20 protein-coding genes, 2 tRNA genes and 1 other annotated feature are annotated in these 21912 nt (G+C 40.8%); of the genes, 9 read left to right on the forward strand and 13 right to left on the reverse strand.

Features of this window, described 5'->3' with window-relative positions; all coding sequences use genetic code 11:
- Window positions 1-160: 160 nt before the first annotated feature.
- On the forward strand, window positions 161-1222 hold the full coding sequence (locus RMZ41_RS08915) for a DMT family transporter (RefSeq protein WP_322644428.1): 1062 nt from the start codon (window positions 161-163) through the stop codon (window positions 1220-1222).
- 180 nt (window positions 1223-1402) lie between these two features.
- The gene (locus RMZ41_RS08920; protein WP_409874986.1) at window positions 1403-2569 is read left to right on the forward strand and encodes a peptidoglycan-binding protein; all 1167 of its coding nucleotides are present in this window, start codon (window positions 1403-1405) and stop codon (window positions 2567-2569) included.
- Here RMZ41_RS08920 and RMZ41_RS08925 read toward each other — a convergent pair.
- Window positions 2566-3021 (reverse strand): DUF2141 domain-containing protein, encoded by a 456-nt coding sequence (locus RMZ41_RS08925; protein WP_322644571.1) that lies wholly within the window; start codon window positions 3019-3021, stop codon window positions 2566-2568. The two genes, RMZ41_RS08920 and RMZ41_RS08925, sit on opposite strands and share 4 nt — an antisense overlap.
- Before the next feature lie 323 nt (window positions 3022-3344).
- A complete protein-coding gene (locus tag RMZ41_RS08930; protein ID WP_322644426.1) occupies window positions 3345-4901 on the reverse strand; it encodes an ammonium transporter in 1557 nt (518 codons plus the stop codon).
- A gap of 1147 nt (window positions 4902-6048) precedes the next feature.
- Here RMZ41_RS08930 and RMZ41_RS08935 point away from each other — a divergent pair.
- From RMZ41_RS08935 to RMZ41_RS08960, 6 genes are all read left to right on the forward strand, one after another.
- Window positions 6049-6534 carry a glutathione peroxidase gene (locus tag RMZ41_RS08935; RefSeq protein ID WP_322644425.1) on the forward strand — a complete coding sequence of 162 codons (486 nt, stop codon included), beginning with the start codon at window positions 6049-6051 and terminating at the stop codon, window positions 6532-6534.
- Window positions 6535-6679: 145 nt separating this feature from the next.
- Complete coding sequence (locus RMZ41_RS08940) at window positions 6680-7501, forward strand: SDR family oxidoreductase (protein WP_322644424.1); 822 nt, start codon at window positions 6680-6682, stop codon at window positions 7499-7501.
- A gap of 21 nt (window positions 7502-7522) precedes the next feature.
- Window positions 7523-8452, forward strand: a complete 930-nt coding sequence (locus tag RMZ41_RS08945; protein WP_322644423.1) for an alpha/beta hydrolase — start codon at window positions 7523-7525, stop codon at window positions 8450-8452.
- A gap of 76 nt (window positions 8453-8528) precedes the next feature.
- Window positions 8529-9263 (forward strand): redoxin family protein, encoded by a 735-nt coding sequence (locus tag RMZ41_RS08950; protein WP_322644422.1) that lies wholly within the window; start codon window positions 8529-8531, stop codon window positions 9261-9263.
- Between the two features lie 245 nt (window positions 9264-9508).
- Window positions 9509-10750, forward strand: a complete 1242-nt coding sequence (locus tag RMZ41_RS08955; protein WP_322644421.1) for a hypothetical protein — start codon at window positions 9509-9511, stop codon at window positions 10748-10750.
- A 149-nt stretch (window positions 10751-10899) separates the two neighbouring features.
- Entirely contained in the window at window positions 10900-11667 is a 768-nt protein-coding gene (locus tag RMZ41_RS08960) for a phosphatase PAP2 family protein (protein WP_322644420.1), read from the forward strand.
- Window positions 11668-11847: 180 nt separating this feature from the next.
- Here the strand turns inward: RMZ41_RS08960 and RMZ41_RS08965 are convergent, their stop codons facing one another.
- From RMZ41_RS08965 to RMZ41_RS08975, 3 genes are all read right to left on the reverse strand, one after another.
- Window positions 11848-12120 (reverse strand): hypothetical protein, encoded by a 273-nt coding sequence (locus RMZ41_RS08965; protein WP_322644419.1) that lies wholly within the window; start codon window positions 12118-12120, stop codon window positions 11848-11850.
- Window positions 12121-12331: 211 nt separating this feature from the next.
- A complete protein-coding gene (locus RMZ41_RS08970) occupies window positions 12332-12967 on the reverse strand; it encodes a ThiF family adenylyltransferase (RefSeq protein ID WP_322644418.1) in 636 nt (211 codons plus the stop codon).
- A gap of 30 nt (window positions 12968-12997) precedes the next feature.
- Window positions 12998-13828: a hypothetical protein gene (locus tag RMZ41_RS08975; protein WP_322644417.1), complete on the reverse strand. Its 831-nt coding sequence runs from the start codon at window positions 13826-13828 to the stop codon at window positions 12998-13000.
- Window positions 13829-13983: 155 nt separating this feature from the next.
- Window positions 13984-14039, reverse strand: a sequence feature (23S ribosomal RNA rRNA prediction is too short).
- 293 nt (window positions 14040-14332) lie between these two features.
- Here RMZ41_RS08975 and RMZ41_RS08980 point away from each other — a divergent pair.
- The gene (locus RMZ41_RS08980) at window positions 14333-15160 is read left to right on the forward strand and encodes a DUF4351 domain-containing protein (protein WP_322644416.1); all 828 of its coding nucleotides are present in this window, start codon (window positions 14333-14335) and stop codon (window positions 15158-15160) included.
- Between the two features lie 61 nt (window positions 15161-15221).
- On the opposite strand, the gene RMZ41_RS08985 is transcribed toward RMZ41_RS08980, so the two are convergent.
- The 8 genes from RMZ41_RS08985 to RMZ41_RS09020 all read right to left on the reverse strand — a co-directional run bounded on the left by RMZ41_RS08985 (window position 15222) and on the right by RMZ41_RS09020 (window position 21884).
- Complete coding sequence (locus RMZ41_RS08985; protein ID WP_322644415.1) at window positions 15222-16655, reverse strand: vWA domain-containing protein; 1434 nt, start codon at window positions 16653-16655, stop codon at window positions 15222-15224.
- Window positions 16656-16953: 298 nt separating this feature from the next.
- Window positions 16954-17133, reverse strand: coding sequence for a hypothetical protein (locus RMZ41_RS08990; RefSeq protein ID WP_322644414.1), 180 nt, complete (start codon window positions 17131-17133; stop codon window positions 16954-16956).
- Window positions 17134-17237: 104 nt separating this feature from the next.
- A tRNA-Leu gene (locus RMZ41_RS08995) sits at window positions 17238-17306 on the reverse strand.
- A 32-nt stretch (window positions 17307-17338) separates the two neighbouring features.
- On the reverse strand, window positions 17339-18061 hold the full coding sequence (locus tag RMZ41_RS09000) for a hypothetical protein (protein ID WP_322644413.1): 723 nt from the start codon (window positions 18059-18061) through the stop codon (window positions 17339-17341).
- Window positions 18062-18533: 472 nt separating this feature from the next.
- Window positions 18534-18734: a hypothetical protein gene (locus RMZ41_RS09005; RefSeq protein WP_012407952.1), complete on the reverse strand. Its 201-nt coding sequence runs from the start codon at window positions 18732-18734 to the stop codon at window positions 18534-18536.
- A 337-nt stretch (window positions 18735-19071) separates the two neighbouring features.
- Window positions 19072-19155: transfer RNA gene (locus RMZ41_RS09010), tRNA-OTHER, on the reverse strand.
- A gap of 254 nt (window positions 19156-19409) precedes the next feature.
- Entirely contained in the window at window positions 19410-20906 is a 1497-nt protein-coding gene (locus RMZ41_RS09015; protein WP_322644412.1) for an aldehyde dehydrogenase family protein, read from the reverse strand.
- A 255-nt stretch (window positions 20907-21161) separates the two neighbouring features.
- Window positions 21162-21884, reverse strand: coding sequence for a cyclase family protein (locus RMZ41_RS09020; RefSeq protein ID WP_322644411.1), 723 nt, complete (start codon window positions 21882-21884; stop codon window positions 21162-21164).
- Window positions 21885-21912 lie beyond the last annotated feature (28 nt).

Below are 21912 nucleotides of genomic sequence, written 5' to 3' on the forward strand. Positions count from 1 at the left end.
AAATATTCAGCATCTTGTAACTTGAGTATTCCTTCTCTTTGAGACGCTGCGCGATGGTGGAAAGTACCCGTCAGAGGCGATGTCTACGCAAAACTACATAATTCGGTAAAATTGGGTAAAGCAATTTTTGCGCTTGTTAAACAAAGGCATCAGCAAACCCATGCAACTGAAACTCAGTGCATCTCGATTTCCCTTCGCTCCCCTTTTGTTAATTGCCCCCTTTTTCCTATGGGGGACGGCAATGGTAGCCATGAAAGGAGTAATACCCCACACCACACCGCTATTCATGGCAGGTGTGCGTTTGATACCAGCAGGAATGTTAATTCTGATAGCAGCAGCTTTCATGGGTAAACCCCAGCCCAAAGGTTGGTCTGCATGGCTGTGGATTAGCTTATTTGCTCTAATAGATGGGACGCTGTTTCAAGGCTTTTTGGCAGAGGGATTAGTCAGAACCAGTGCGGGGTTAGGGTCTGTGATGATTGACTCGCAACCCTTAGCTGTGGCCTTGCTATCTTTGTGGCTATTTCAAGAACACATTGGTTTTTGGGGATGGTTAGGGCTAGCTTTGGGAGTCACAGGTATTAGCTTAATTGGCTTACCTGATGAGTGGATTTTACATTTTCTCGATTCGGGGGCAAATATTACAATTGGCAGCTGGCAAGATTTGTTTGCTAGCGGTGAGTGGTTGATGTTATTGGCAGCTTTATCGATGGCTGTGGGAACAGTGTTGATTCGGTTTGTGTGCCGACATGCTGACCCGGTAACCGCTACGGGATGGCACATGATTTTGGGTGGATTGCCACTATGGGGAGTTTCATCGGTTGTTGAATCCCAGCAGTGGGAGAACCTGGGAGCATCTGATTTAGTGGCTTTGGCTTATGCTACCGTATTTGGCAGTGCGATCGCTTATGGGTTATTCTTCTACTTTGCTTCTAGTGGCAGTCTCACCAGTCTTAGTTCCCTTACCTTCCTCACACCCGTATTTGCCCTACTATTTGGTAATCTCTTCCTTTCAGAAGTCCTCAGTCCGGTGCAGTGGGTGGGTGTTTTCCTCACTTTAATCAGCATCTATCTGATTAATCAGCGTGATACTTTAGGAGCGCAAAACGACACAATTACTGTCGGCGAAATAGCTAATATACAGCAACCAGTTTTAGATTCCTCTACTCAAAAATTGAATCCTCTCAGCCTAGCAGTTAGAGAATCTGAACCAGAAATTTAACCCTAACTTGTGATTCGTAATGACGCTCTCGGACTCGCTACGTCTACGCTAACGTAATTCGTAATTAAGTAGGGAGATGAGGGAGAATAAATAATACCTAATTAAAGTTAACATTTGGTCATCTAGAAGGTATTGTGGGATCGAAGACTTCAAAAGCACGTTCAGGCTAAAACTTTCAATATGAGGCTATGCCGTTCCTCAATTCTGATATTTACTTGTATTTCTTGCATGGGTTTTTACCCAAATCGCGCAAGTACAGCCACACCTAACCTAACGCCTAAAATTTTAGAACTTGCACAAGCTAGTTCGAGAGTTACTGCTAGTCCAAATGTTTTGAGATATGGTAGTCGAAAATCAGATGTGCAGAGATTACAAACTCAATTAAAGCAGTTGGGATATTACAGTGGCGTGATAGATGGACAGTATAACGCCAGTACGGAAATCGCTGTCGCTAAATTCCAGAAAGTAAATGGTTTAAAAGTAGATGGTCTTGCTGGTCTAGGGACTAGGGAGAGACTGAAAATAGCAATGGAAGGCAAAAATCAGATTGTTACTTCTCCAATTCTTGCCTCTCCAATTGTTACTTCTCCTATTTCGACTTCCAAACCAATTCCAACACCAAAGCCAACTGAGAGAGGTTTTATCTGGTGGTTAATACTTGCCTTCGCAGTTCTGGGATGTATTGGCGCACTTATTTACCTGCTGAGATGGTTTCGTGAGGTTAAACAGGTGCAATCAGAAGTATCAAATGCTAAAAGTTTGAGTGAAGCTGACGAAGAACCAATAAAAACATCCTTAGCAAAGGCTGTAACTAGTCCACAAATAACTACACCACCACCACCACCACCCGCAGAATTGCTGTTACCAGAAAAAACTTCCAGGCTTGCCAAACTTAATATTGTTGACGAATTAATTCAAGACTTACGCAGTCCTGACCCAACCAAACGGCGCAAGGCTATTTGGAATTTGGGGCAGCAGGGAGATTCGCGGGCTATTCAGCCGATGGTTGACTTGATGATTGGTGCTGATTCTCAAGAAAGCAGCTTGATTTTAGCAGCTTTGGCAGAAATTGGCATCCGCACACTTAAACCGATGAATCGGGGTTTAGCAATTTCAATGCAAGATGAAAGTCCACAAGTACGGCAGAATGCGATCCGTGACTTGACGCGCGTTTATGACATGATGGGTCAAATGAGTCAGATGTTGCGCCATGCGTTAAACGATCCAGATGCCGAAGTGCAAGCAACAGCACGATATGCTTTAACTCAGATGAATCGAATGCGTGGCTTGCCAGAACAACAAGGTTTACCAGAAGATTCACACAACGATTCACGAGAAAAAAGCTAAAAATATTTCAACTGGATTTTGATATTAGTGTCTGGGCCTGCGACTAAAAATGCTGCTTCGCTAAATTTAGGCGCTCCTGTGCGGATTTCTGGGTTGCTAGAAAATCCAAAGCCTTCCCTTGGTATACCGAGGCCATTACTATTGATAGTGCCGTCATTATTTTGATCGTGGAAGACAGCAACGGCGTAACTACCTGCTTTCAAGTTATCAAAGGTAATGGGTAAGGGAGTGTTAGTAATCTTGATACACTGCTTTTGTAAGCCACGATTGCGATCGCTAGGAAACCCCTCACTGCTAGCAAATATACTGGCACAAACTTGTCCTTGTTTATTCTTCAAGCCATCAATTTCCACGGTGAGTTTGCCGTTAAAATTTGCCTTAGCACTAAATGACCATGCTAAATTACTTATAACTGCCAATAGCAGCACACTAACTCTCAACCCTTTAACCATAAAATTTTCATCAGTAAAATAATTTTTCACTTTTATTGCGATCGCACAAATTCATGTGGTTTGCGTAGCTTTCCACTCGATCTTGGAGTTTGATCCTCATCATTGTCACGGCCTAAAAATTCATCTCATGACTAGCAATACTGCTCGGGTAAAGCATTTTTAACTCAGAATTGGATTTTGGGAAAAGGTTAAAAGTTTCCCCTTCCCCTTTTCCCCAAAACCCGACAAGTATTGAGATGGTTAGGACATCAACAGATGATGAAACTTAGATAGACACAAAAAGACTTTTCACCCAGTCCCGAGTCCCCAGTCCCTTGCTATAGCTAAAATCTCCCAATTGAGCTTTCTTCCTCAGAAAATCGAGTTGCATCACCTTCTAAGAGAAATCCACTGTAGGCTTCCATACCGTGTTCGCCGATATCCAAACCTTCAAGTTCCTCTAGTTTGGAGACTCTAATACCTAAAGTAGTTTTTAGTACTAGCCAAAAAATGCTACTCACTAAAACGGTAAAGCCGCCTACTGAGACAACGCCCAGTAGCTGAATACCGAACTGTCCAAAGCCACCACCTGCAAATAAACCTTTTTCTGGGCCAAGTGTATACCAGGAATAAATACCAGGGCCAACAGACCATAGACCCACTGCGAGAGTTCCCCATATACCACAAACTAGGTGAACTGAGGTAGCTCCCACTGGGTCATCAATACCTAGTTTGTCAAAGAATGTTACTGAGAAAACTACTAGTACCCCAGCAATCAAGCCAATGATTAAAGAAGCAGGAATACCTACGTAAGCACAAGACGCTGTAATGGCAACCAAGCCAGCCAAAATACCATTGATAATCATTGACAGGTCTGGTTTGCCTAAGTAGAACCAAGCTGTAATTGTGGCAGCAATTCCACCAGCAGCACCAGCCATGTTAGTGGTGACAGCAATGTGACTGATTGCACTAGGATCGGCAGCCATCACAGAACCGGGGTTGAAACCAAACCACCCCAACCACAGGATTAGACAACCCAAGGTAGCGATACTCATGTTGTGACCGGGAAAAGCCACAACTTGCTTGTCTTGATATTTACCAAGGCGTGGCCCAAGAAATGCTGCTCCCATTAAAGCTGCCCAACCACCTACAGAGTGAACTACTGTAGAACCGGCAAAATCCCAAAAGCCTCTGTCTGCTAGCCAACCACCACCCCAAATCCAATGTCCGGTAATGGGGTAGAGAATACCTACAAGTAAGAGGCTAAAAATTAGAAAGTCAACAAACTTAATCCGTTCGGCTACTGCACCAGAAACGATTGTTGCTGCTGTTCCAGCAAACACTAGCTGGAATAAAAACTTGGCAGCTAGGGGTATACCAGTCCAATTAAGAGCAGCGAATACACCTTTATAAGTGTCTCCTGTGGCGGGGCTGTTATCTGCTCCTCCTAAGAAAAATCCACTCAATCCAATGAAGTCGTTGCCATCACCGAACATTAAGCCAAAACCGATGGCCCAAAATGCAATGGTGGATAAAGCAAATACAATCAAATTTTTGGAAAGAACGTTGACAGCGTTTTTCTGGCGGCAGAAGCCGGTTTCTAACATACAAAAACCAGCGTTCATAAAGAATACCAAAAAGGCTGCGATCGCAACCCACAGAGTGTCAAGAGCAACTTTGAGTTCTGCTGTTGTTGGCCCTGTGGCTGGTGTTTGGGCAACTGCGGCATAACTCCAACCCAAAAGAATCAGACAAGCTATAGGTAAACAAGCTTGCCAACTTGGAGATAGTCGCTTAATTGCTAAATTAAACAGTTGGAATTTTGAGTTGGACTGTGAGTTTACAGCATAATTTCTTCTAGACTGATGCCTATTTTTTGTTTTAGATTTTTGTTTGTACATAAATTTGAACATCATCCTCAAAACCATCCTTAAAAAAGTGGAAAACAGGTTGATTAGAAAAAACCAGCGTCCGAAGTTAGTATTTTTCCTTCAGAACACTTGATTAAAACCAGAAATTTAAATAACCTTCATAGGAGTTTAAAAAACTATTGGTACATTTGTAAATATTTTTCGTAGTTCTTCTTCAGAAATTTATGATGTTTTTTCGCAAATAGTCAAGTCTTCTTCATTTAATCTTTAATCTTTCAAAAATAAAGTCGGATCTTCTGGCAATTGAACCGATCGCTAGCACCAGTAGGCGATGTCAAGATCGAATATGCTTATTCATTGGTTATTCTTTACCATTGGAAAAGCGCCAATTTATTTTGTCAATATATTTAACAACATCAATTAACTTAATTTTGCCGACAAATAAGGTTTGAGCCAACACTTTTAGGAAATAATTATCTCATTATCTGTGTCAGTTATTTATTTTCTTGAAAACACACTTTTTCTAACATTAAAAACTCCGAGCGGAGAAAAATATCAATCGTTCACAGAAATTATGAGATTATTTTTTGATTTCACTTTAGTAAATTTATTCCTATACGGATAAATTTGAATAATATTCTATTGACTGTGACCAAAAAACTGTATCTTAAAATACATTTTTTGATTAAGTTAGGGAAAATATTTTTTGATACAAAAAGTAAAGCAACTATATCCTTTATGGTTAAGTATTTTCCAATATCAGCATCGGAAAATACTGTATGTTGTTAATTTTTTATACGAACGATTAATTGTTTGTTACTTTCTTGGGAACTACCTTGAAGATTGAGTAATTCTCCTTTAAGCTGACTACTGACTGTAATTAAGAATTGATCTCTGCAACAAAGAATGTATTAAAAGTAACGCATATTTGTCAGATAGCGGATTAGTCGAGCTATTTACAGAAAAAGTAAATCTCGTTACAAGTGTAAACTTATAGGCGATCGCTAGCTGATAGCGCTTTTCAAGTAATTGAAGTACATTACTCCCCATTTCACCTGAGTTAAACAGAACCGTAGCAGTAAATAAGATTAACAAACCTAATTTCCTTCAACAAACTGGGTTTAGAGTACCTGTAATATGGGAAACTTGGCAATATTCCCTATAAATCAGATTCAAGATGAGTAACACAATTTCAGATATCGCAGTCAAGACAATCAACGGTGAAGATAAGCAATTAAACGACTATGCCGGGAACGTACTCTTAATTGTGAATGTGGCTTCCTACTGCGGTTATACTTCTCAATACGACGGGTTAGAAAAGTTAAACCAGAAGTATGGCGAAGCAGGATTAAAGATTTTGGGGTTTCCTTGTAACGATTTTGGAGCGCAGGAACCAGGAAGCAATGAAGAAATTTTGCAGTTCTGCACCAGTAAATATGGTGTTACATTTGAACTCTTTGATAAAGTCCATGCTAAAGGCTCACAGCAGCATCCACTTTATGAGCGACTTACCAAAGCCGTTGAGCCAACAGGAACTGTTGCTTGGAACTTTGAAAAATTTTTAGTTAATAAACAAGGTGAAGTAATAGCTAGATTTAATAGTAGTGTTCAACCAAATTCACCAGAAATAATTGCCATAATTGAAAAAGAACTAGCAAAATAGTCATTGATCATTGGTCATTAGCACTAAGTCAAAATTTCGGGACTATTGACTGTTAACTCTGGACAGTTAAATCTATTTACGCCTACTCCCTTAATTGAGAATAGCGTCTCAACTAGTAGTTTAATTTATTTGTGTTTAATTTGTCATGAACGTTGCAATCATTGGTTGTGGTTATGTTGGTTATCAAATTGCTCAATATTGGCAGCAAAAAATGAATTTTGTTGTCAGTGCAACCACAACTTCTTCTGAGCGTGTCTCTGCACTACAATCAGTATCTCAAAGAGTTGTCGTGACCTCCGGGAACGACCTAGATAGTCTAAAATCATTTTTGCATAATCAAGATGTTGTACTTTTGAGTGTTGGTGCAAAAAGTGGGGAAGTTTATGAAGAAACATATCTACAAACTGCCCAAAATTTAGTTTCATGCTTACAGCATAGTAAAAGTGTGAAACAACTAATATATACAGGTAGTTATGCTGTATATGGTGACAGAAATGGTGTATGGGTAGATGAAGAAACACCGCTTGCACCTGCTAATTTAAATGCCCAAATTCTCCGTAAAACAGAGGATATATTATTATCAGCATCGTGCGAAAATCTTCGCGTTTGTATCTTCCGCTTAGGAGGAATCTATGGCCCTGGTAGGGAACTGTTGAAAATATTTGGTAGATATTCTGGTACAACCCGTCCCGGCGGCGAAGATATCACAAATTGGATTCACCTGGATGATATTGTTGCAGCGATAGAATTTGCCCGCCATCGTCGTTTGCAAGGGATTTACAATCTGGTAGATGATGCACATCTCACCAGCCGAGATTTACTAGATAGCCTCTTTGAAAAACATAATTTACCCAAAGTTATATGGGATACTTCTATTAAGAGTACTCGCCCATATAATGCTTGGGTATCGAATGAAAAGCTGAAAGAGGCTGGATACAAGTTAATTCATCCACAGATGATTTTTTAGCAAGTATTAAAACTAGGAATTATGCAACCATCTGCTGTAACTAACACAACAAATCTGACAGCATCTCCTACTCAGTTTTACACATGGCAGAATTATCGTTGTGCCTACGAAGTTCATCAACCAGTTAACTCAACATCTGAGGGTATTCCCTTACTATTAATTCATCCTATTGGTGTGGGATTGTCGCGGCAATTTTGGCAGCGATTTTGTCGTGAATGGTATGATTCAGGTCAGCGTAATTCCATTTATAACCCTGATTTACTAGGATGTGGTGAGAGTCTGATGCCTCATCTGGCTTATACTCCTAATGATTGGGCAGACCAGTTACAGTACTTTTTACAAACAGTAGTACGGCAACCTGTAATTGTAGTAGTACAAGGGGCATTATTACCAGTTGCTATCCAATTAGTCCAAAAAGAATCAAACTTAATTGCTAAACTTGTCCTTTCAGGGCCTCCAGCGTGGGCTTTGATGGCAAATAAACCACCAGAATGGCAGCAAAAATTTCTTTGGAATGCCTTAGATTCTCCTTTTGGGATTCCTTTTTATCGCTATGCACGCACCCCTAAGTTTTTACGTTCTTTCTCAACTCGCCAACTCTTTGCTTCTGAAAATGCTGTGGATACAGAGTGGTTGAATACATTGGTTGCAGGTGCAGAAAATCCTGCTAGTCGCCATGCAGTGTTTTCTTTTTTAGCAGGGTTTTGGCGAGATGATTATACTAACTCTATAGCCTCAATTCAGCAGCCAACACTAGCAATTATGGGGGAAAGTGCATCAAGTATTAGCCAAAAAAGTAAAAAAGAAACGCCAGATAAACGCTTGGCTGACTACCTCGCCTATTTGCCTCATTGCCAAGGTATAAAAATAAACGGGCGGAATGTTTTACCCTATGAATCAACTGCTGAATTTGTTGCAGCGATCGCTCCATTCATTAATGAAGTCTCTTAACTGATTGATAGTCACATTATACTAGTTCTCCCATGCTAGGTTATGACTGGGATTGATTACTTGAGGAAGCAAGAACATGGTTACGAATCGCCGAGGACAGAGAGTTCCTGATGTTACTTTTCATACTCGTCTGGGCAATCAGTGGGTAGATGTGACAACCGAGGAATTGTTTGCTAATAAGACAGTAGTTGTCTTCTCTTTACCAGGTGCTTATACTCCGACTTGTTCATCAACTCATCTCCCTGGCTATAACGAGTTGGCTGGGGTTTTCAAAGAAAATGGTGTCGATGACATTATCTGTATTTCTGTCAATGATGCCTTTGTGATGAACGAATGGGCAAAGGATCAAGAAGCAGAAAATGTTACACTAATTCCAGATGGCAATGGTGAATTTACTGAAGGCATGGGGATGCTAGTAGATAAATCAGACTTAGGTTTTGGTAAGCGATCGTGGCGCTACTCGATGCTGGTAAGAGATGGTGTAATTAACCAAATGTTTATTGAGCCAGATGAGCCAGGAGATCCCTTTAAGGTATCCGATGCTGAAACAATGCTCAGATATCTTAACCCCCAAGCAGTGAAGCCCGAAGTAGTTTCTCTATTTGCGAAAGTTGGTTGTCCCTTCTGTGCGCGTGCTAAAGCCATGCTCAAGGAACATGGCATTAATTACGAAGAAATTACCTTGGGTAAGGATATCACCACACGCTCATTACGAGCAGTTACAGGGGCGACAACAGTTCCCCAAGTATTTATTGATGGTAAATTAATTGGTGGTTCCGAGGCGCTAGAAGCCTACTTTGCTGCGAAATAGTTTTCAGTTAGGGCACACAGCCGCTACCTATATCAACTTCAGGTGGAAGTCATAATATTTTTGACCATAGCCTGATTTGTGAAAATTGAAAGCTACAAATCCCTGACTTCTTTGAGAAGTTAGGGATTTGTTCATATTCAAAAATTAACAAATCTTGAGATGAATAGATGTATTTTATTCCAGCTATTCAGTATTAATCATATAGAATTGATTCGGATTAAATTTCTATTTATTTAAAAGACAATATGTTTGCCAGAATTCGCCGATTTTTGAGTCAATTTTGGAGTCAATCAAGAACAATCAACAACGAACCACTGAATAAAGTGAGTTTGATTGTGATCATTTTAATTGACATTTTTATCTTGATGAATGTTTTTACGGGACTGGATGATATTAGCAGATGGCATATCAGCCCGACCGAAGCTTATCCATGTTATTCAGAATGGCAAAATTACCGGGCAAAAACCACTAAAGATAAAGACTATGAAATTGTGAGACTTTCATTGTCAGATTACCAGAATAATCAACCCAGTTTTCAGGAAAACTATCAAAAAGCTGAAGCCGGACATTTAGGTAAGGTTTCTCAAACGTGTTTGCAATATGCCAGCTACAAAGATAAAATTGACAATCCTGAAAAGCAGCAAATCATCAAAACTATCGATCGGGAACAAGCGAAAATAACTTCCCTTGAACAAGCCAATCGCACTATTAAAGCCCAATATGACTCAACGTTATTAGAAAAAATTGCAGGTCAGGGTCGTGAACAATCAATTAATCAAGTCAGTGCTGAAAAAGCTAAACAGACCTTAGAACAAAATAATCGCCAAATTTATCTTCTTAAACAAGAAATTTCTACTATTAAAAATGAACTGCTTACTAAACCGGAAAACATTAGTTTTATAACCTTTCTTAAAGATGACAATCAATTCCAGGAAGTTGACAAAGGTTATCAGCACGCATCATTCTGGTATCCAAGTATACAGCTTGGTTTTCAGTCGCTTTTTCTATTACCTCTGATTATCATTGCTTTATCAGTTCACAAATTTGCTCAGAGAAGAGGATATGGACTTGTATCGCTAATTAGCTGGCATTTGCTAGTTATATTTTTTATTCCACTAATTGTTAAAGTATTTGAATTTCTGCAAATAGGTGCAATATTTCAATTTTTCTTTAATATCATTAGTACCCTTTTTGGTGGGTTAGTTTTCCTGATAAATTATGCTTATATTTTGCTGATTCCAATTATTGGTTTTGGAATTATCCAGTTTTTTCAAAAAGTTGTCTTTAATACTAAAGTTCAGGCAGCTAATAGAGTCCAAAAATCACGCTGTGTCAATTGCGCTAAGAAAATTCGACAGATTGATACTTACTGTCCGCACTGTGGCTATTACCAATACGTTGAATGCCAAAACTGTCATAATCTTACTTATAAACATTTGTCGTATTGTAAACATTGTGGAACTTCTCAAGATTCTAGTATTTTGTAATCGGTAAAGTTGGACAACTTTCAATATCCTTGCCTAAGAAAAAAAAGATTAAATTTGTTTAGTATTAAGGAGTCAAAGTAACTAAAACTATCTAGTGATAGATGACATTAAGAAAAAACTTGTACGTTAATTGATTACAATAACTTAATATGCAAACTGTGAAAAAAGCTAATCAAGAGAGTCAGTCACCGCTTTCTTTTCTCAAAAATCTATTGATTGCTCGTTGGCGATCGCTCTTAATCCTCTTGATAGGAGTTTATTTACCTTTCCAGGTCTTTGAAATCCTGACAGTGAAGATATGGGAAAATCAAGCAGGCTTCCCGTGGGATGTGCCTATTTTATTAGCAGTTCATTCCACAGCCAACCCACAGTTAGATGTTTTAGCGGTGACACTGGCTATAATTGGTTTGCCTTGGACGGCGATACCGATTTTAGGTGCGATCGCACTTATATTACTACTACAAAAACGCTGGCGATCGCTAGCTTATTTACTCACCGCCTCATTAGGAAGTACGATCATCAACCGCACAGCAAAGCAATTAATGCATCGAGTACGTCCCCAATTGTGGCAGTCCATTGCACCTGAGTATACTTTTGCATTTCCTAGTGGTCATGCCATGACGAGTATAACTTTGGTAGCAATTTTGCTATTCTTAACTTGGGCTAGCTCTTGGCGCTGGTTGGTTCTCACCTTGGGTAGCTTATACATCATAGCTATTGCATGGTGTCGTCTCTATCTGGGGGTACATTTTCCTAGCGACATTCTCGCAGGTTGGACGGTTGCATTAGGTTGGACAATTGGTGTTAGCTTAATAATCAAACCGTATATAACTACAGCCAAAGCCGTAGATAGCGAACCTCCGAAGGATGAAACTACCTTACTCCCTGAAGAAAGAAAGTTGATAAGTAAGGAATGATATTGTGTCTGCTTAAAAACTTCTATATCTTCCTGAATCCCCCTTAAAACATAGGACTTTCATTCTTTCCCCCTTTTTAAGACGGATTAGGGGGATTAATGAGTGCCTAAAATCACAAAAAATATTTTTCAAACAACCTCTTAACTCTAAGCTATTTAAATGCACCCTGAAATAATTTTTTTACGATCCTTGCAACAAGTCATTAATTGAACCTATACTCTGTTTAATTTGTTCTGTTAGAGAAGTCCTCAACAGGTCAATAGTTTCAGTTGAAAAACTTAGTAGTCCCAGAGCATAGAATAAGCTTGAAATACCAATAATTAGAGCCAAAAATCTCCCAAAACAACCGGGATTAATTTCGACAAACCCTAATTTAGATTGTCCAATGACGGCAATAGTTATAAAAACAATTCCTGCTATTAGAAATGTACTATTCGGAGTTAAATCTGTCATTTTCTTAATAAAATACTTTAATAGTTTTATTGTAGCTATTATTATCGAACATAATTCAGGAGTCAGGACAATACTGCTCGGTTAAGCATTTTTAACTCGGAATTTGATTTGGGGTAAAGGTTAAAGGTTTCCCTTTTTCCCTTTAACCGACAAGTATTGGGAGTCAGGAGTCAGAAAACAGACATGAATTTTGACCGAAAAAGCGGACTCGCTAATACATAGATTGAACAGTCAGATCCTTTTGGGTGATACTAAAGTTACGCTGTTCTGCTGTGGCAATGAATGAAACGATCGCTTCACACGCCACAGCAACAGTTAAAATCACTAGGTTTCGCGCTAACGGATAATCGCAAACATCATCATTAGCCTCGGAAGGAACGCGATAAACGTCATTCCAAATCACTTCTGCATAATCAGCCGATAGTCCGGCATGAAGACAAGGTATGCTTAATTGGTCAGCATAATCTTTCACCGCTTGACGCGCCACGCTATTGTCAAAGACATCGATAATTAGCTGACTGTCTTTGAGTAGTTGAGTTGTATTTGCTGATGTTAACTCCTTTGTTTTGGCATCAACTTTAGTACCAATTGCTCGATATAAATTGTTCGCCAAGATTTTCGCCTTGAAAGCTCCAACATCAGAACGGTAGTAAGGCTGAGTTGAAAGGTTACGCTCCTCAATGCGATCGCGATCTATCACGGTAAGTTTATCAAAACCAGACCGAGCTAAGTTTTCCGCTATATTAGCTCCTAATGCTCCAGCACCACAAATGGTTACAGGATAGTTTTTCAGCTTTGTCATCACAGCATTGGTGCGGTAAAGCTGTTCATGAAAAAAGACACTCATAATAATTCGTAATTCGTAATTCGTAATTAACTACTCTTGTTGTTCTATGACAGCTACTAAGGATTGCAAGTCGAAATCGCGATCGCGTCCACTTAGACAAATGCCAGAACTAACAACAGTTAAATCAGTTTTGGCGATCGCGCTACTATGGCGAACCCCATCAGAAGTTGTCCAATCAACTGTCCAGTAGTCGTTGCGATCGTGGAATTGATTTAATTCACCGCCACCCATTTGCAAAGCTTTTCTCAATCGCTTTTCATCCTGTTGGGGTTGAGTAAATCCCTCAATGCGCCGAGTTGCTAATTCATACACTGTGCGGATTTCTGGAGTAATGCCCTTAAACTGTAATTCCTCAGCCGGAATTAGTTGCTTAACGGCAGATTGCAGAGTTTCAACAATTACCGGATCGGTACGGCGATCAACTTCCTCGAACCAGCATGAATGTCCATTCCATCGGGCAATGATTTGCTCAAAGGTAACGCCCTCGGTAATTAAGTGGACTGCGATCGGCTTAACCACCTTCAACCGTTGACGCATATCTGCTTCATTCACAGGATATGCTAACCAAGTTTGTTTTTGCAGTTGATGTGCTAACCGCAGTCGTATTTGGGGAAAGTGTTGCAAGTATTCTGCAATTTGGGGTAAGTCTGCTTCTTCTATAACCGTTGCTGTTTTTTCATCCACAGCCTGAAAGATGCCCCAACCTTGAAATTTACTAGGTTTTGGACTGAAGGTGTAAACCATCCCGGCTACCCGTGTGCGAACTCGTCCACCTTTGACGCAGGGTGCTAGGAATTGGGTGCTGTGTAATTGTGCTTCTGCGATCGCAATTTGGTTAATTAGCTTAAATATATTAGTCATAACTAATACCAATTTTCACAAATAAGGCTACCAATGCAACCCTATAAAATCTGACTTTATTAATTACGAATTACGAATTACGAATTACGAATTAATAAAATTCTGCGTGCAAGTTAGTGGAGCATTACGTGTTCTCAGTTACTAGAGGGACTCCACTGGTGAGTTATTACACACTCTTTAAAGGATGGCTACTTTTAAGCCAACCTCCCAGGTTCTTCGCACTCCCCGTTCACACACGCCCACTGCATTTGGCAGTGTTACCTTCCTCTCGTACTAGTATGTAGGCTCACACGAGTTAGGGCACGCAGGATATTTATATAATACAATATACTACATAAAATTAGAAGAGATGAAAAGAGAGATTTTGGAGTAGAGCGATCGCTGTTACTTGATATCACTCACTAATCTACTGAAATACTCATTGATGACGCTGGTAATACGGCTAAACTGCCAAGAAGCCAATCTAATATAAAATAATAAATAAAATCAAGTGTAATCCTTTAGATGGCAGAATATGATAACCTTTGTAATATCCTTGCAGAAAAGTATCCCCTTGATTTTATCCGTTGGTTATTAAATCAAGAACCGCAAAAAATTGAAATTTTAAAAACTGAATTGAGCATCGAACCCATACGCGCTGACTCAGTAACATTTCTGCAAACAGAAAATCGGATTTTACACCTAGAATTTCAAACTACTATCAAATCACAAAAACCAATTTCTCTGCGGATGCTAGATTATTACGTTAGATTGACACGTAAATATCAAGTTCCTGTCACACAAGTAGTAATTTTCTTGCAACAGACAAGTGACGCGATCGCTTTTACTGATGAATATGTCAGTGAAGTAACAACCCACCGTTATCGAGTTATACGGATGTGGGAGCAAGATTCAGCACTATTTCTTAGCAATCTAGCATTATTACCTTTAGCACCGCTAACACAAACAGATTCACCCCAAATGTTATTATCCCAGGTTGCCCAGGAAATTGCTAAAATTCCAGATATCGAGACAAGACAAAATACTGCTGCTTATACTGAGATTTTAGCAGGGTTAAAGTTTGAGCAAGATTTGATTCTGCAATTATTACGGGAGGCAACTATGCAAGAATCAGTGATTTATCAGTATATTTTGCAAAAGGGAGAACAAAAAGGAGCGTTTAAATATACTTTACGTCTTTTAAATAGACGCTTTGGTAAGATAGATTCACTAATAATCGAGCGTCTCCAAGTATTATCTACTGAGCAATTGGAAAGCTTAGGAGAAGAATTTTGGGATTTTTCAAATATATCTGATTTAGTTGCTTGGCTTGAGCAGAATACAAGCGGTTAAAATTTACAAAAAAATCAATGCTTACTATTTATAATAATAAGCATTGTTATAATTTTAGAACTTATTTATCATCTCGCACAGGCAAGGGCATATCCAGAATCTCCATCAGTAAATCCAGGCGAGAGGGGCGTGTTAGAAGTGGGACGATATTCGGCAAACTGTAGTAATCACCCGCAAAAGTAAACGTATCTACAGGTGCTTGCTGCTGTTTCAATTGACTCTCCACCCAGTCGTAATGACCACCCACACGGACAATCACCACATTGGGCATTATCGCCAACTCCCGGCAGTAGTTCTTGTAGACTTCACCGAAGTAAGGAGCAGCATTTTCGCCCTCATCCGTCACCAAAATTATCTGGTCAACTACCTGCTTCTTCTTCCGCATTGCTTCCAATGCACAGCCGATGCTAGTACCACCACCTGCATTGATGTGCTGGAAGGCACGCTCCCAGTCGGTCAACTCCTTGCCCTTTGCTGTAATAGCGTAAGGAATGGTGTCAAAGGCGTAGACAAACAGTTCTGCCTTAGTGATACCAGAGATTAGGGCAGCGAGTTGTTTACCGATCGCGATCGCATTTTCCATTGAACCAGACTTATCCACCAATAAAGCAGTTGGACGAGCGATCGCACCACGCCGCTTTACCTGTTCGTTTGTCACCTTTTCTAGTTGAGCAACGGTGTCTGCGTCAAAATCTCCTGCGTCTGCGGCAACCTGTGCTTTAAATGCTGAGACACGGGTACTCTTAGACGCTGCCTCCAGCTTGGAATCAATCAGCTTCTTGACTTCTGGATGATCCATTGCGCCTCTAGTCTGGAGAGACTTGAGGTTATTGATCGCTTCTTGAGGAGTCATACTGTTGATTAATGCCACCAAGACAACAGGTGTAAGTTGCTTGATTGCACCAACTGCGATCGTATAGGGAATTTTGAACTCCACAATCAGCCGTGCCTGTTCTGCCGCATTTTCTGCCTTAGCAAGCTGCTTCAGGACATTTGCTAAAGAACCCTCTGGAGGAGTATCGCCAAACAAAATCGCATTTGCCCGTTCATTTGGCTTGATGTGCAGTGAAGCATATAAGTGCTTCATTGCTTTACGACCTCGCAAAGCGGCGCGATCGAACAGAGCCGGATTGCTCTCCCGTACCTTCAAGTAACGCCGTACCGCAGTCCGAGCCGAACGAGGCAGCTTATTTTGCTGCTGCTTCATAAAATCCACCACACGAGCTACTTGATAGGGCGGAAACTCTTGCAGCATCATAAATCCAGCATCACGGTGTTCAATCAAATTGCTGGTTAGTAAATGAGCTAGGAATACTTCTTTATGGTCGCGGACATCGCCATAACGTTGATACCAAACTGCGAGATGTCCGTAGAAAATGGGATCGAGTTCAACAATTAACTGGTGAATTTCTGCGACTTGCTCAAGTTTGCGGTGAGGAGTTGTGAGCAAACTATTGAGCATTTCTAAACGCAGATCGCGTTCTGCGGTATTCATGGGAACCTCCTTTAGGAATTTTGGATTTTGGATTTTAGACTGCGATCTAAAATCCAAAATTGAAGGAGGCAGGTGTTGCACGCGGGGCGATAAAGTCACCGCGCAAGTTGTAGAAGCATTGTGTATAATTTGTGCAAAATTATGTAAGCTTCTGCGATCGGGGCGCGGCAACAACTGCCAAGTAAAAGGGACTGGGGACTAGGGATTGGGTACTGGGTAATGAAATGAGCGGAAAATTATCGAATTTGCTCTTACTTCCTAAAAGTAGTAGCTGCGTAAGCTGCCATCATATCTGCCGCTATTGCGACAGCACTTCTTGAAAGCAGCGACCAGAACCACAAAGACAAAGGTCATTGTTACCAAGCTTTTCCTGTAGTTCCTTGTCGCCATGAACAAGGCGATCGCCACGTTTAACAGCTTTTTCAGATGGGAAGCCACGACGACGTTTGCTTGATGGTTCAAAAGCAGAAATCGTCAAAATCTTCAGGCTCGATGTTGAAAGAATTAATCTTTTTCATCGTTCTCACCTCCATATTTAAATGAAATTAAATCACCTCGTGCAAGTCGAAGAAGCTGTTGATTCACACACGGGATTTGAACCAGTAGTTGCTTGATCTTAAGTCAAGTGCCTTACCATTCGGCTAGTATGTAAGCTTTTTCAGTTAGGGCACGAAGTGAAAATTTTATGTTTTAGAAAGTTGATTTAAAATAAATCGAATTTCTTTCTTGTTACACTGCTTTTTACTAACAGCGTAAATCGTTTGACCTCTACATATCACAGCAGAATAATGAATTCTACCCTTGACAGCATCCATCACATAATGAGTGTGTGGCGGAATATCTTCAAAGGTAATTAAATACCAAATCTCGTTTAGCTTTTGGTATTGATGATAATTATCAATGATGAGAATATCAGTTTGTTCCGGCTTTTGCTTCTGCTTTCGAGGTATTTTTTCGACTGCACAAAGAATTCCGGTTTCAGGATGGATATAGAAGCGATCGCGATAGCTTACATCTAGCTGATTTCGATACCCTTGATAAGGCTTGCTATAAAAACCACCATCAATTATTTCCACATGGCGTTCAACGTAGTCCCATACATGATCGATAACATGCTGTCCTGCCATTGTGTTGGGATCTAATCGTTGACACAATTGGCTGTAAACCTCATTCCAAGGTTGTCCGATTTTTGAACGCAAAAACCGACGCAGAGGGCCGAGATGGTCTGAAAGATACTTGGATTTATTTATTGGTTTAATCAGGTAAGAATTAAACAATCCATCCTGAATTGCATCCTCGGTGATTTTGTATAATCGCTTTTTAAAGCCAGTCACCTTTTTGAGGCTAATTCTCCTCCCACCGCGAGGACGCTCAATCACAATTTCGCTCAAACGATGTTCGCTCATATCTCACGTTGTTTAAATTCAGTTGTTCTAATTGAGTTGTTATTAAACATGAGTTAGCTAACATCATTGAACTCACCTCCGTATTGGGTAAAAATTATAGACAAATAGGATTTAAATAATTAATTGAAATTCCGCGCAAGTTAGCAAAGCAGTTTTCACGATTGCCTTTACCAGTTTGGCTACGCTCCCATTAACGGGAGCGGCAGGAATCGAACCTGCATTCCGTTGCCGGAGTGTGTGTAGACTTCACAAGTTAGGGCGCAGAATTGAGTCTTAAATCACTCCGTGCAAGTTCAAAAAGCTTTTTACAGCTACGGCCGCTCTTGCCAACTATTGGCAGTGGGCACGTATCTTAAATCTGCGAGAGACTTAATCATACTTCGCTTGCTCGATCGCTCGAATTTCGCTACCTTAGAGCCGTTATCAATGTGTATGTATGCTTCTTCTGTTGGGGCACGGATGACTCTAAAATTTAACCGTAGACAGCTTCAGGACGGACGATCAAATCGCCACTAGGACGGCGATCGATTACGTAAGCAGAAAGGCGATCGCTATTTACATCTAAATGTCGAGCAACACGCTCCTTCACCGCCACATCATTCATCCCTGCTGCAATTCCCAATTGGGTTTTTGGCACATCAACAGAACGTCCTTCAAATCGAATATGAACCATTCCAATCACCTCTTTTTTAATTACGAATTACGAATTACGAATTACGAATTCGTATTAGTGGATCTGATCGGGATTGAACCGATACCCTCCCTGTGAGAGTTACACTCACACCTCATGCAAGTTGAAAAAGCTGTAGTAACACCGCAGGAATTGAACCTACACTTATCGTTTTAGAGACGATCGCTCTACCATTGAGCAAGTATGTAAGCTTTTTCTGTCAGGGCACAAGTGACATCTGGGAACTCTACCGTTAGAGCTACAGACCCAAGTTTGTATAATTGCGATGCTCTGAATCTTGCGAAGGAAGCGTCTACACAACTTCAACCGCAGTCAAGTTTGGTGGAGCCGTCGGGAATTGAACCCGAATCCTGCAACCGTCCGTTTGTTGGCTTCGGAGCAGTCGAACACCAATCGCGGCCCCAAAAGTAGCATCTATGCAATTGTCAAGCTTCTGAGAGGTTTTAGTTTTGCCTTTTGTTGTCGTCTTTGTCTTTATACTACAAATGTAGTACATGCTCTCCATGATGTCAAGGGGATACTACAAATTTCGCATTTCAATGCGTGTTAGTTAGATTCTCTCTTCTAAAAGGCTTATTCCCCATCCCTTGTAGGGAAGGGGCTGGGCGCTAGGTCTTTTTTATAGTCTACTCAACTGAAAATTGCTGTATTACAAAATTAACTGCGGTTATCAATTTGAGCGCGTTGCAAACTTCCAGAGAAGTCAACATAAACGCTTTTCCATTCTGTGAAAACATCCAAAGCAGTAGTTCCAGCTTCGCGGTGTCCGTTACCGGTTTGTTTCACACCACCAAAGGGCAAATGTACTTCTGCGCCGATAGTGGGGCCGTTAATATAGGTGATACCTGCTTCGATGTCGCGCATGGCAGTAAAAGCCCGGTTGATATCGCGGGTGTAAACTGAAGAAGAAAGACCGTAATTGCTATCGTTGAGAATTGCGATCGCATCCTCAAAGGAAGTAACCTCAATTAATGCCACCACTGGCCCAAATATCTCTTCACGGGCAACTCGCATATCGGGAGTTACATCATCCAAAATAGTTGGTTGAAAGAAGTAACCATTTTTCAATTCGCCTTCACTGGCAATTTCTCCACCAATTAAAACCTTTGCTCCTTCTTCACGGGCAATATCCAAATACTTGCTCACCTGTTTGAGTTGCTTTTCATTGACAATCGGGCCAATATCTGTATTATTGTCAGTGCCAGCACCCAAACGTAACTTACTAGTACGCTCATAAAGCATGGTAGTAAATTTTTCTTTAATATCACGATGCAAAATCAGGCGACTAGTAGCCGTACATCGTTGACCGGTTGTTCCAAAAGCACCCCACACTGCGCCATCGAGAGCAAGTTCTAAATCAGCATCTTCCATTACCACTTGGGCATTTTTACCACCCATTTCCAAACAGACGCGCTTGTGAGTACGTCCGCAAGTAGCGCCAACAAAAGCACCCGTTTCTGAAGAACCGGTAAAAGATACCAAATCAACATTAGGATGCTCAACTAAAGCTTTGCCTACTTCTTCTCCTACACCATGCACCAAGTTAATTACTCCTGGTGGTAAACCTGCTTTTTGGAAAATCTCAATCAATTTAGTTGCACAGGCAGAGGTATCTTCGGCAGGTTTGAGGATGACTGTATTGCCACATACCAAAGCTGGCATAGCTTTCCAGCAAGGAATTGCCACTGGGAAATTCCAGGGAGTAATTAAGGCACAAACTCCGATGGGCATTCGCACAGTCATAGCGAATTTATTAGACATTTCCGATGGTGTAGTTTGCCCGAATAGTCGCCGTCCTTCGCCAGCAGTGTAAAAGGCACAGTCAATACCTTCTTGCACATCTCCCCTAGCTTCTGTTATTGGTTTACCCATTTCTCGACTGATTAACTGGGCAAGTTCTTCTTTATGCTGGAGTAATATTTCCCCGACGCGAAAGATATATTCTGCCCTAGCTGGGGCGGGGACTTTGCGCCAACTGTGGTAGGCTTTACGGGCTGCGGCTACTGCTGTATCTACATCATTAACTTGCGATCGGGGAAATGTGGCAACGACTTCGGTTTTGTTTGCAGGGTTGCGACTTTCTAAAGTTGCTTCCCCTACAGCACTCAACCATTGACCATCAATGTAATTGCGGCAAGATAGCGGAGTTGTCATCTTAAAAATCCCTGGATGTACTAATACAACTTCTATATGAAGAACGAACCACAAAGGACGCATTCGCGCAGCGTCTCGCCAGAGAAGGACACAAAGAAAGAAATAAAAAGCCAAGAAAATTTGGCAAGACTCTGCGTACCTTTGCGTTTACTTTGCGTTCCTCTGCGTTTAAAAACGCTACCGATTTTACATAAAGCTATACTAAGTTTGCTTGCTTTCTAGATTATCCTCAAGTTTAGGAAATTGGTATAAAAATTAAGGCACTAACGCCAAGACACCCACGGGAGAGCCAGAACCACCACGCAACCGAAGAATCCCGATCGCTAATGTAGTACCTTTAGGTGGTAACTGATCCAAATTGGTGAGATTTTCTAAAACAATACGCGGTTTTTCCAATACCAGGCGATTAGTAGCAAAGGTGTTATCCTGTCCCGGGTCTACACCATGAGTATCAATTCCTACCCCAGCGATTTGCCGTTCCTCCAGTAAAAATTGAGTTGCGTCGCTACCAAAACCTGGAAAGTGTGCAATACCTTGAGCATCATGATTTAGAAATGCACTTTTATCAAACCACTTTTTTTGCCAGCCAGTATTCAGTATAACTACGCAGCCTTGAGGAATTTCACCGTATTCTTCTTCCCAAGCTACAACATCAGCAACAGTCAGGGCATAATCAGAATTTATGGCTGTGGCTTGGCGAATATCTATAACCACCGCAGGTACAACTAGAGATTGAGCGGGGTATTGGTCAATTCCCATACTATAGCTATGAAAGCTATTAGGAGCGTTGATATGGGTAGCGCTATGTTCTCCCAAGGCGAAACCTCGGAGATAATAGCCATCATTATTGAGTTCAGCCACAGTTTCAAATTCTACGGTCGGATCTCCCGGCCACTGGGGAATATCTATGTCAATTACATGACTTAGATGGATAACGCGGGTGTAGGTGATACTATTTTGACCTTGAGGTTGTATCATCCCAGTCTTTTAATTTACTTGTGTATTT

The sequence above is a fragment of the Nostoc sp. DedVER02 genome, from assembly GCF_034530675.2.
Taxonomy (GTDB): Bacteria; Cyanobacteriota; Cyanobacteriia; order Cyanobacteriales; family Nostocaceae; genus Nostoc.

Coding starts and splice junctions, on each gene's coding strand:
- RMZ41_RS08915 (WP_322644428.1), top strand. CDS start 161: ATGCAACTGAAACTCAGTGCATCTCGATTTCCCTTCGCTCCCCTTTTG.
- RMZ41_RS08920 (WP_409874986.1), top strand. CDS start 1,403: ATGAGGCTATGCCGTTCCTCAATTCTGATATTTACTTGTATTTCTTGC.
- RMZ41_RS08925 (WP_322644571.1), bottom strand. CDS start 3,021: ATGGTTAAAGGGTTGAGAGTTAGTGTGCTGCTATTGGCAGTTATAAGT.
- RMZ41_RS08930 (WP_322644426.1), bottom strand. CDS start 4,901: ATGTACAAACAAAAATCTAAAACAAAAAATAGGCATCAGTCTAGAAGA.
- RMZ41_RS08935 (WP_322644425.1), top strand. CDS start 6,049: ATGAGTAACACAATTTCAGATATCGCAGTCAAGACAATCAACGGTGAA.
- RMZ41_RS08940 (WP_322644424.1), top strand. CDS start 6,680: ATGAACGTTGCAATCATTGGTTGTGGTTATGTTGGTTATCAAATTGCT.
- RMZ41_RS08945 (WP_322644423.1), top strand. CDS start 7,523: ATGCAACCATCTGCTGTAACTAACACAACAAATCTGACAGCATCTCCT.
- RMZ41_RS08950 (WP_322644422.1), top strand. CDS start 8,529: ATGGTTACGAATCGCCGAGGACAGAGAGTTCCTGATGTTACTTTTCAT.
- RMZ41_RS08955 (WP_322644421.1), top strand. CDS start 9,509: ATGTTTGCCAGAATTCGCCGATTTTTGAGTCAATTTTGGAGTCAATCA.
- RMZ41_RS08960 (WP_322644420.1), top strand. CDS start 10,900: ATGCAAACTGTGAAAAAAGCTAATCAAGAGAGTCAGTCACCGCTTTCT.
- RMZ41_RS08965 (WP_322644419.1), bottom strand. CDS start 12,120: ATGACAGATTTAACTCCGAATAGTACATTTCTAATAGCAGGAATTGTT.
- RMZ41_RS08970 (WP_322644418.1), bottom strand. CDS start 12,967: ATGAGTGTCTTTTTTCATGAACAGCTTTACCGCACCAATGCTGTGATG.
- RMZ41_RS08975 (WP_322644417.1), bottom strand. CDS start 13,828: ATGACTAATATATTTAAGCTAATTAACCAAATTGCGATCGCAGAAGCA.
- RMZ41_RS08980 (WP_322644416.1), top strand. CDS start 14,333: ATGGCAGAATATGATAACCTTTGTAATATCCTTGCAGAAAAGTATCCC.
- RMZ41_RS08985 (WP_322644415.1), bottom strand. CDS start 16,655: ATGAATACCGCAGAACGCGATCTGCGTTTAGAAATGCTCAATAGTTTG.
- RMZ41_RS09000 (WP_322644413.1), bottom strand. CDS start 18,061: ATGAGCGAACATCGTTTGAGCGAAATTGTGATTGAGCGTCCTCGCGGT.
- RMZ41_RS09005 (WP_012407952.1), bottom strand. CDS start 18,734: ATGGTTCATATTCGATTTGAAGGACGTTCTGTTGATGTGCCAAAAACC.
- RMZ41_RS09015 (WP_322644412.1), bottom strand. CDS start 20,906: ATGACAACTCCGCTATCTTGCCGCAATTACATTGATGGTCAATGGTTG.
- RMZ41_RS09020 (WP_322644411.1), bottom strand. CDS start 21,884: ATGATACAACCTCAAGGTCAAAATAGTATCACCTACACCCGCGTTATC.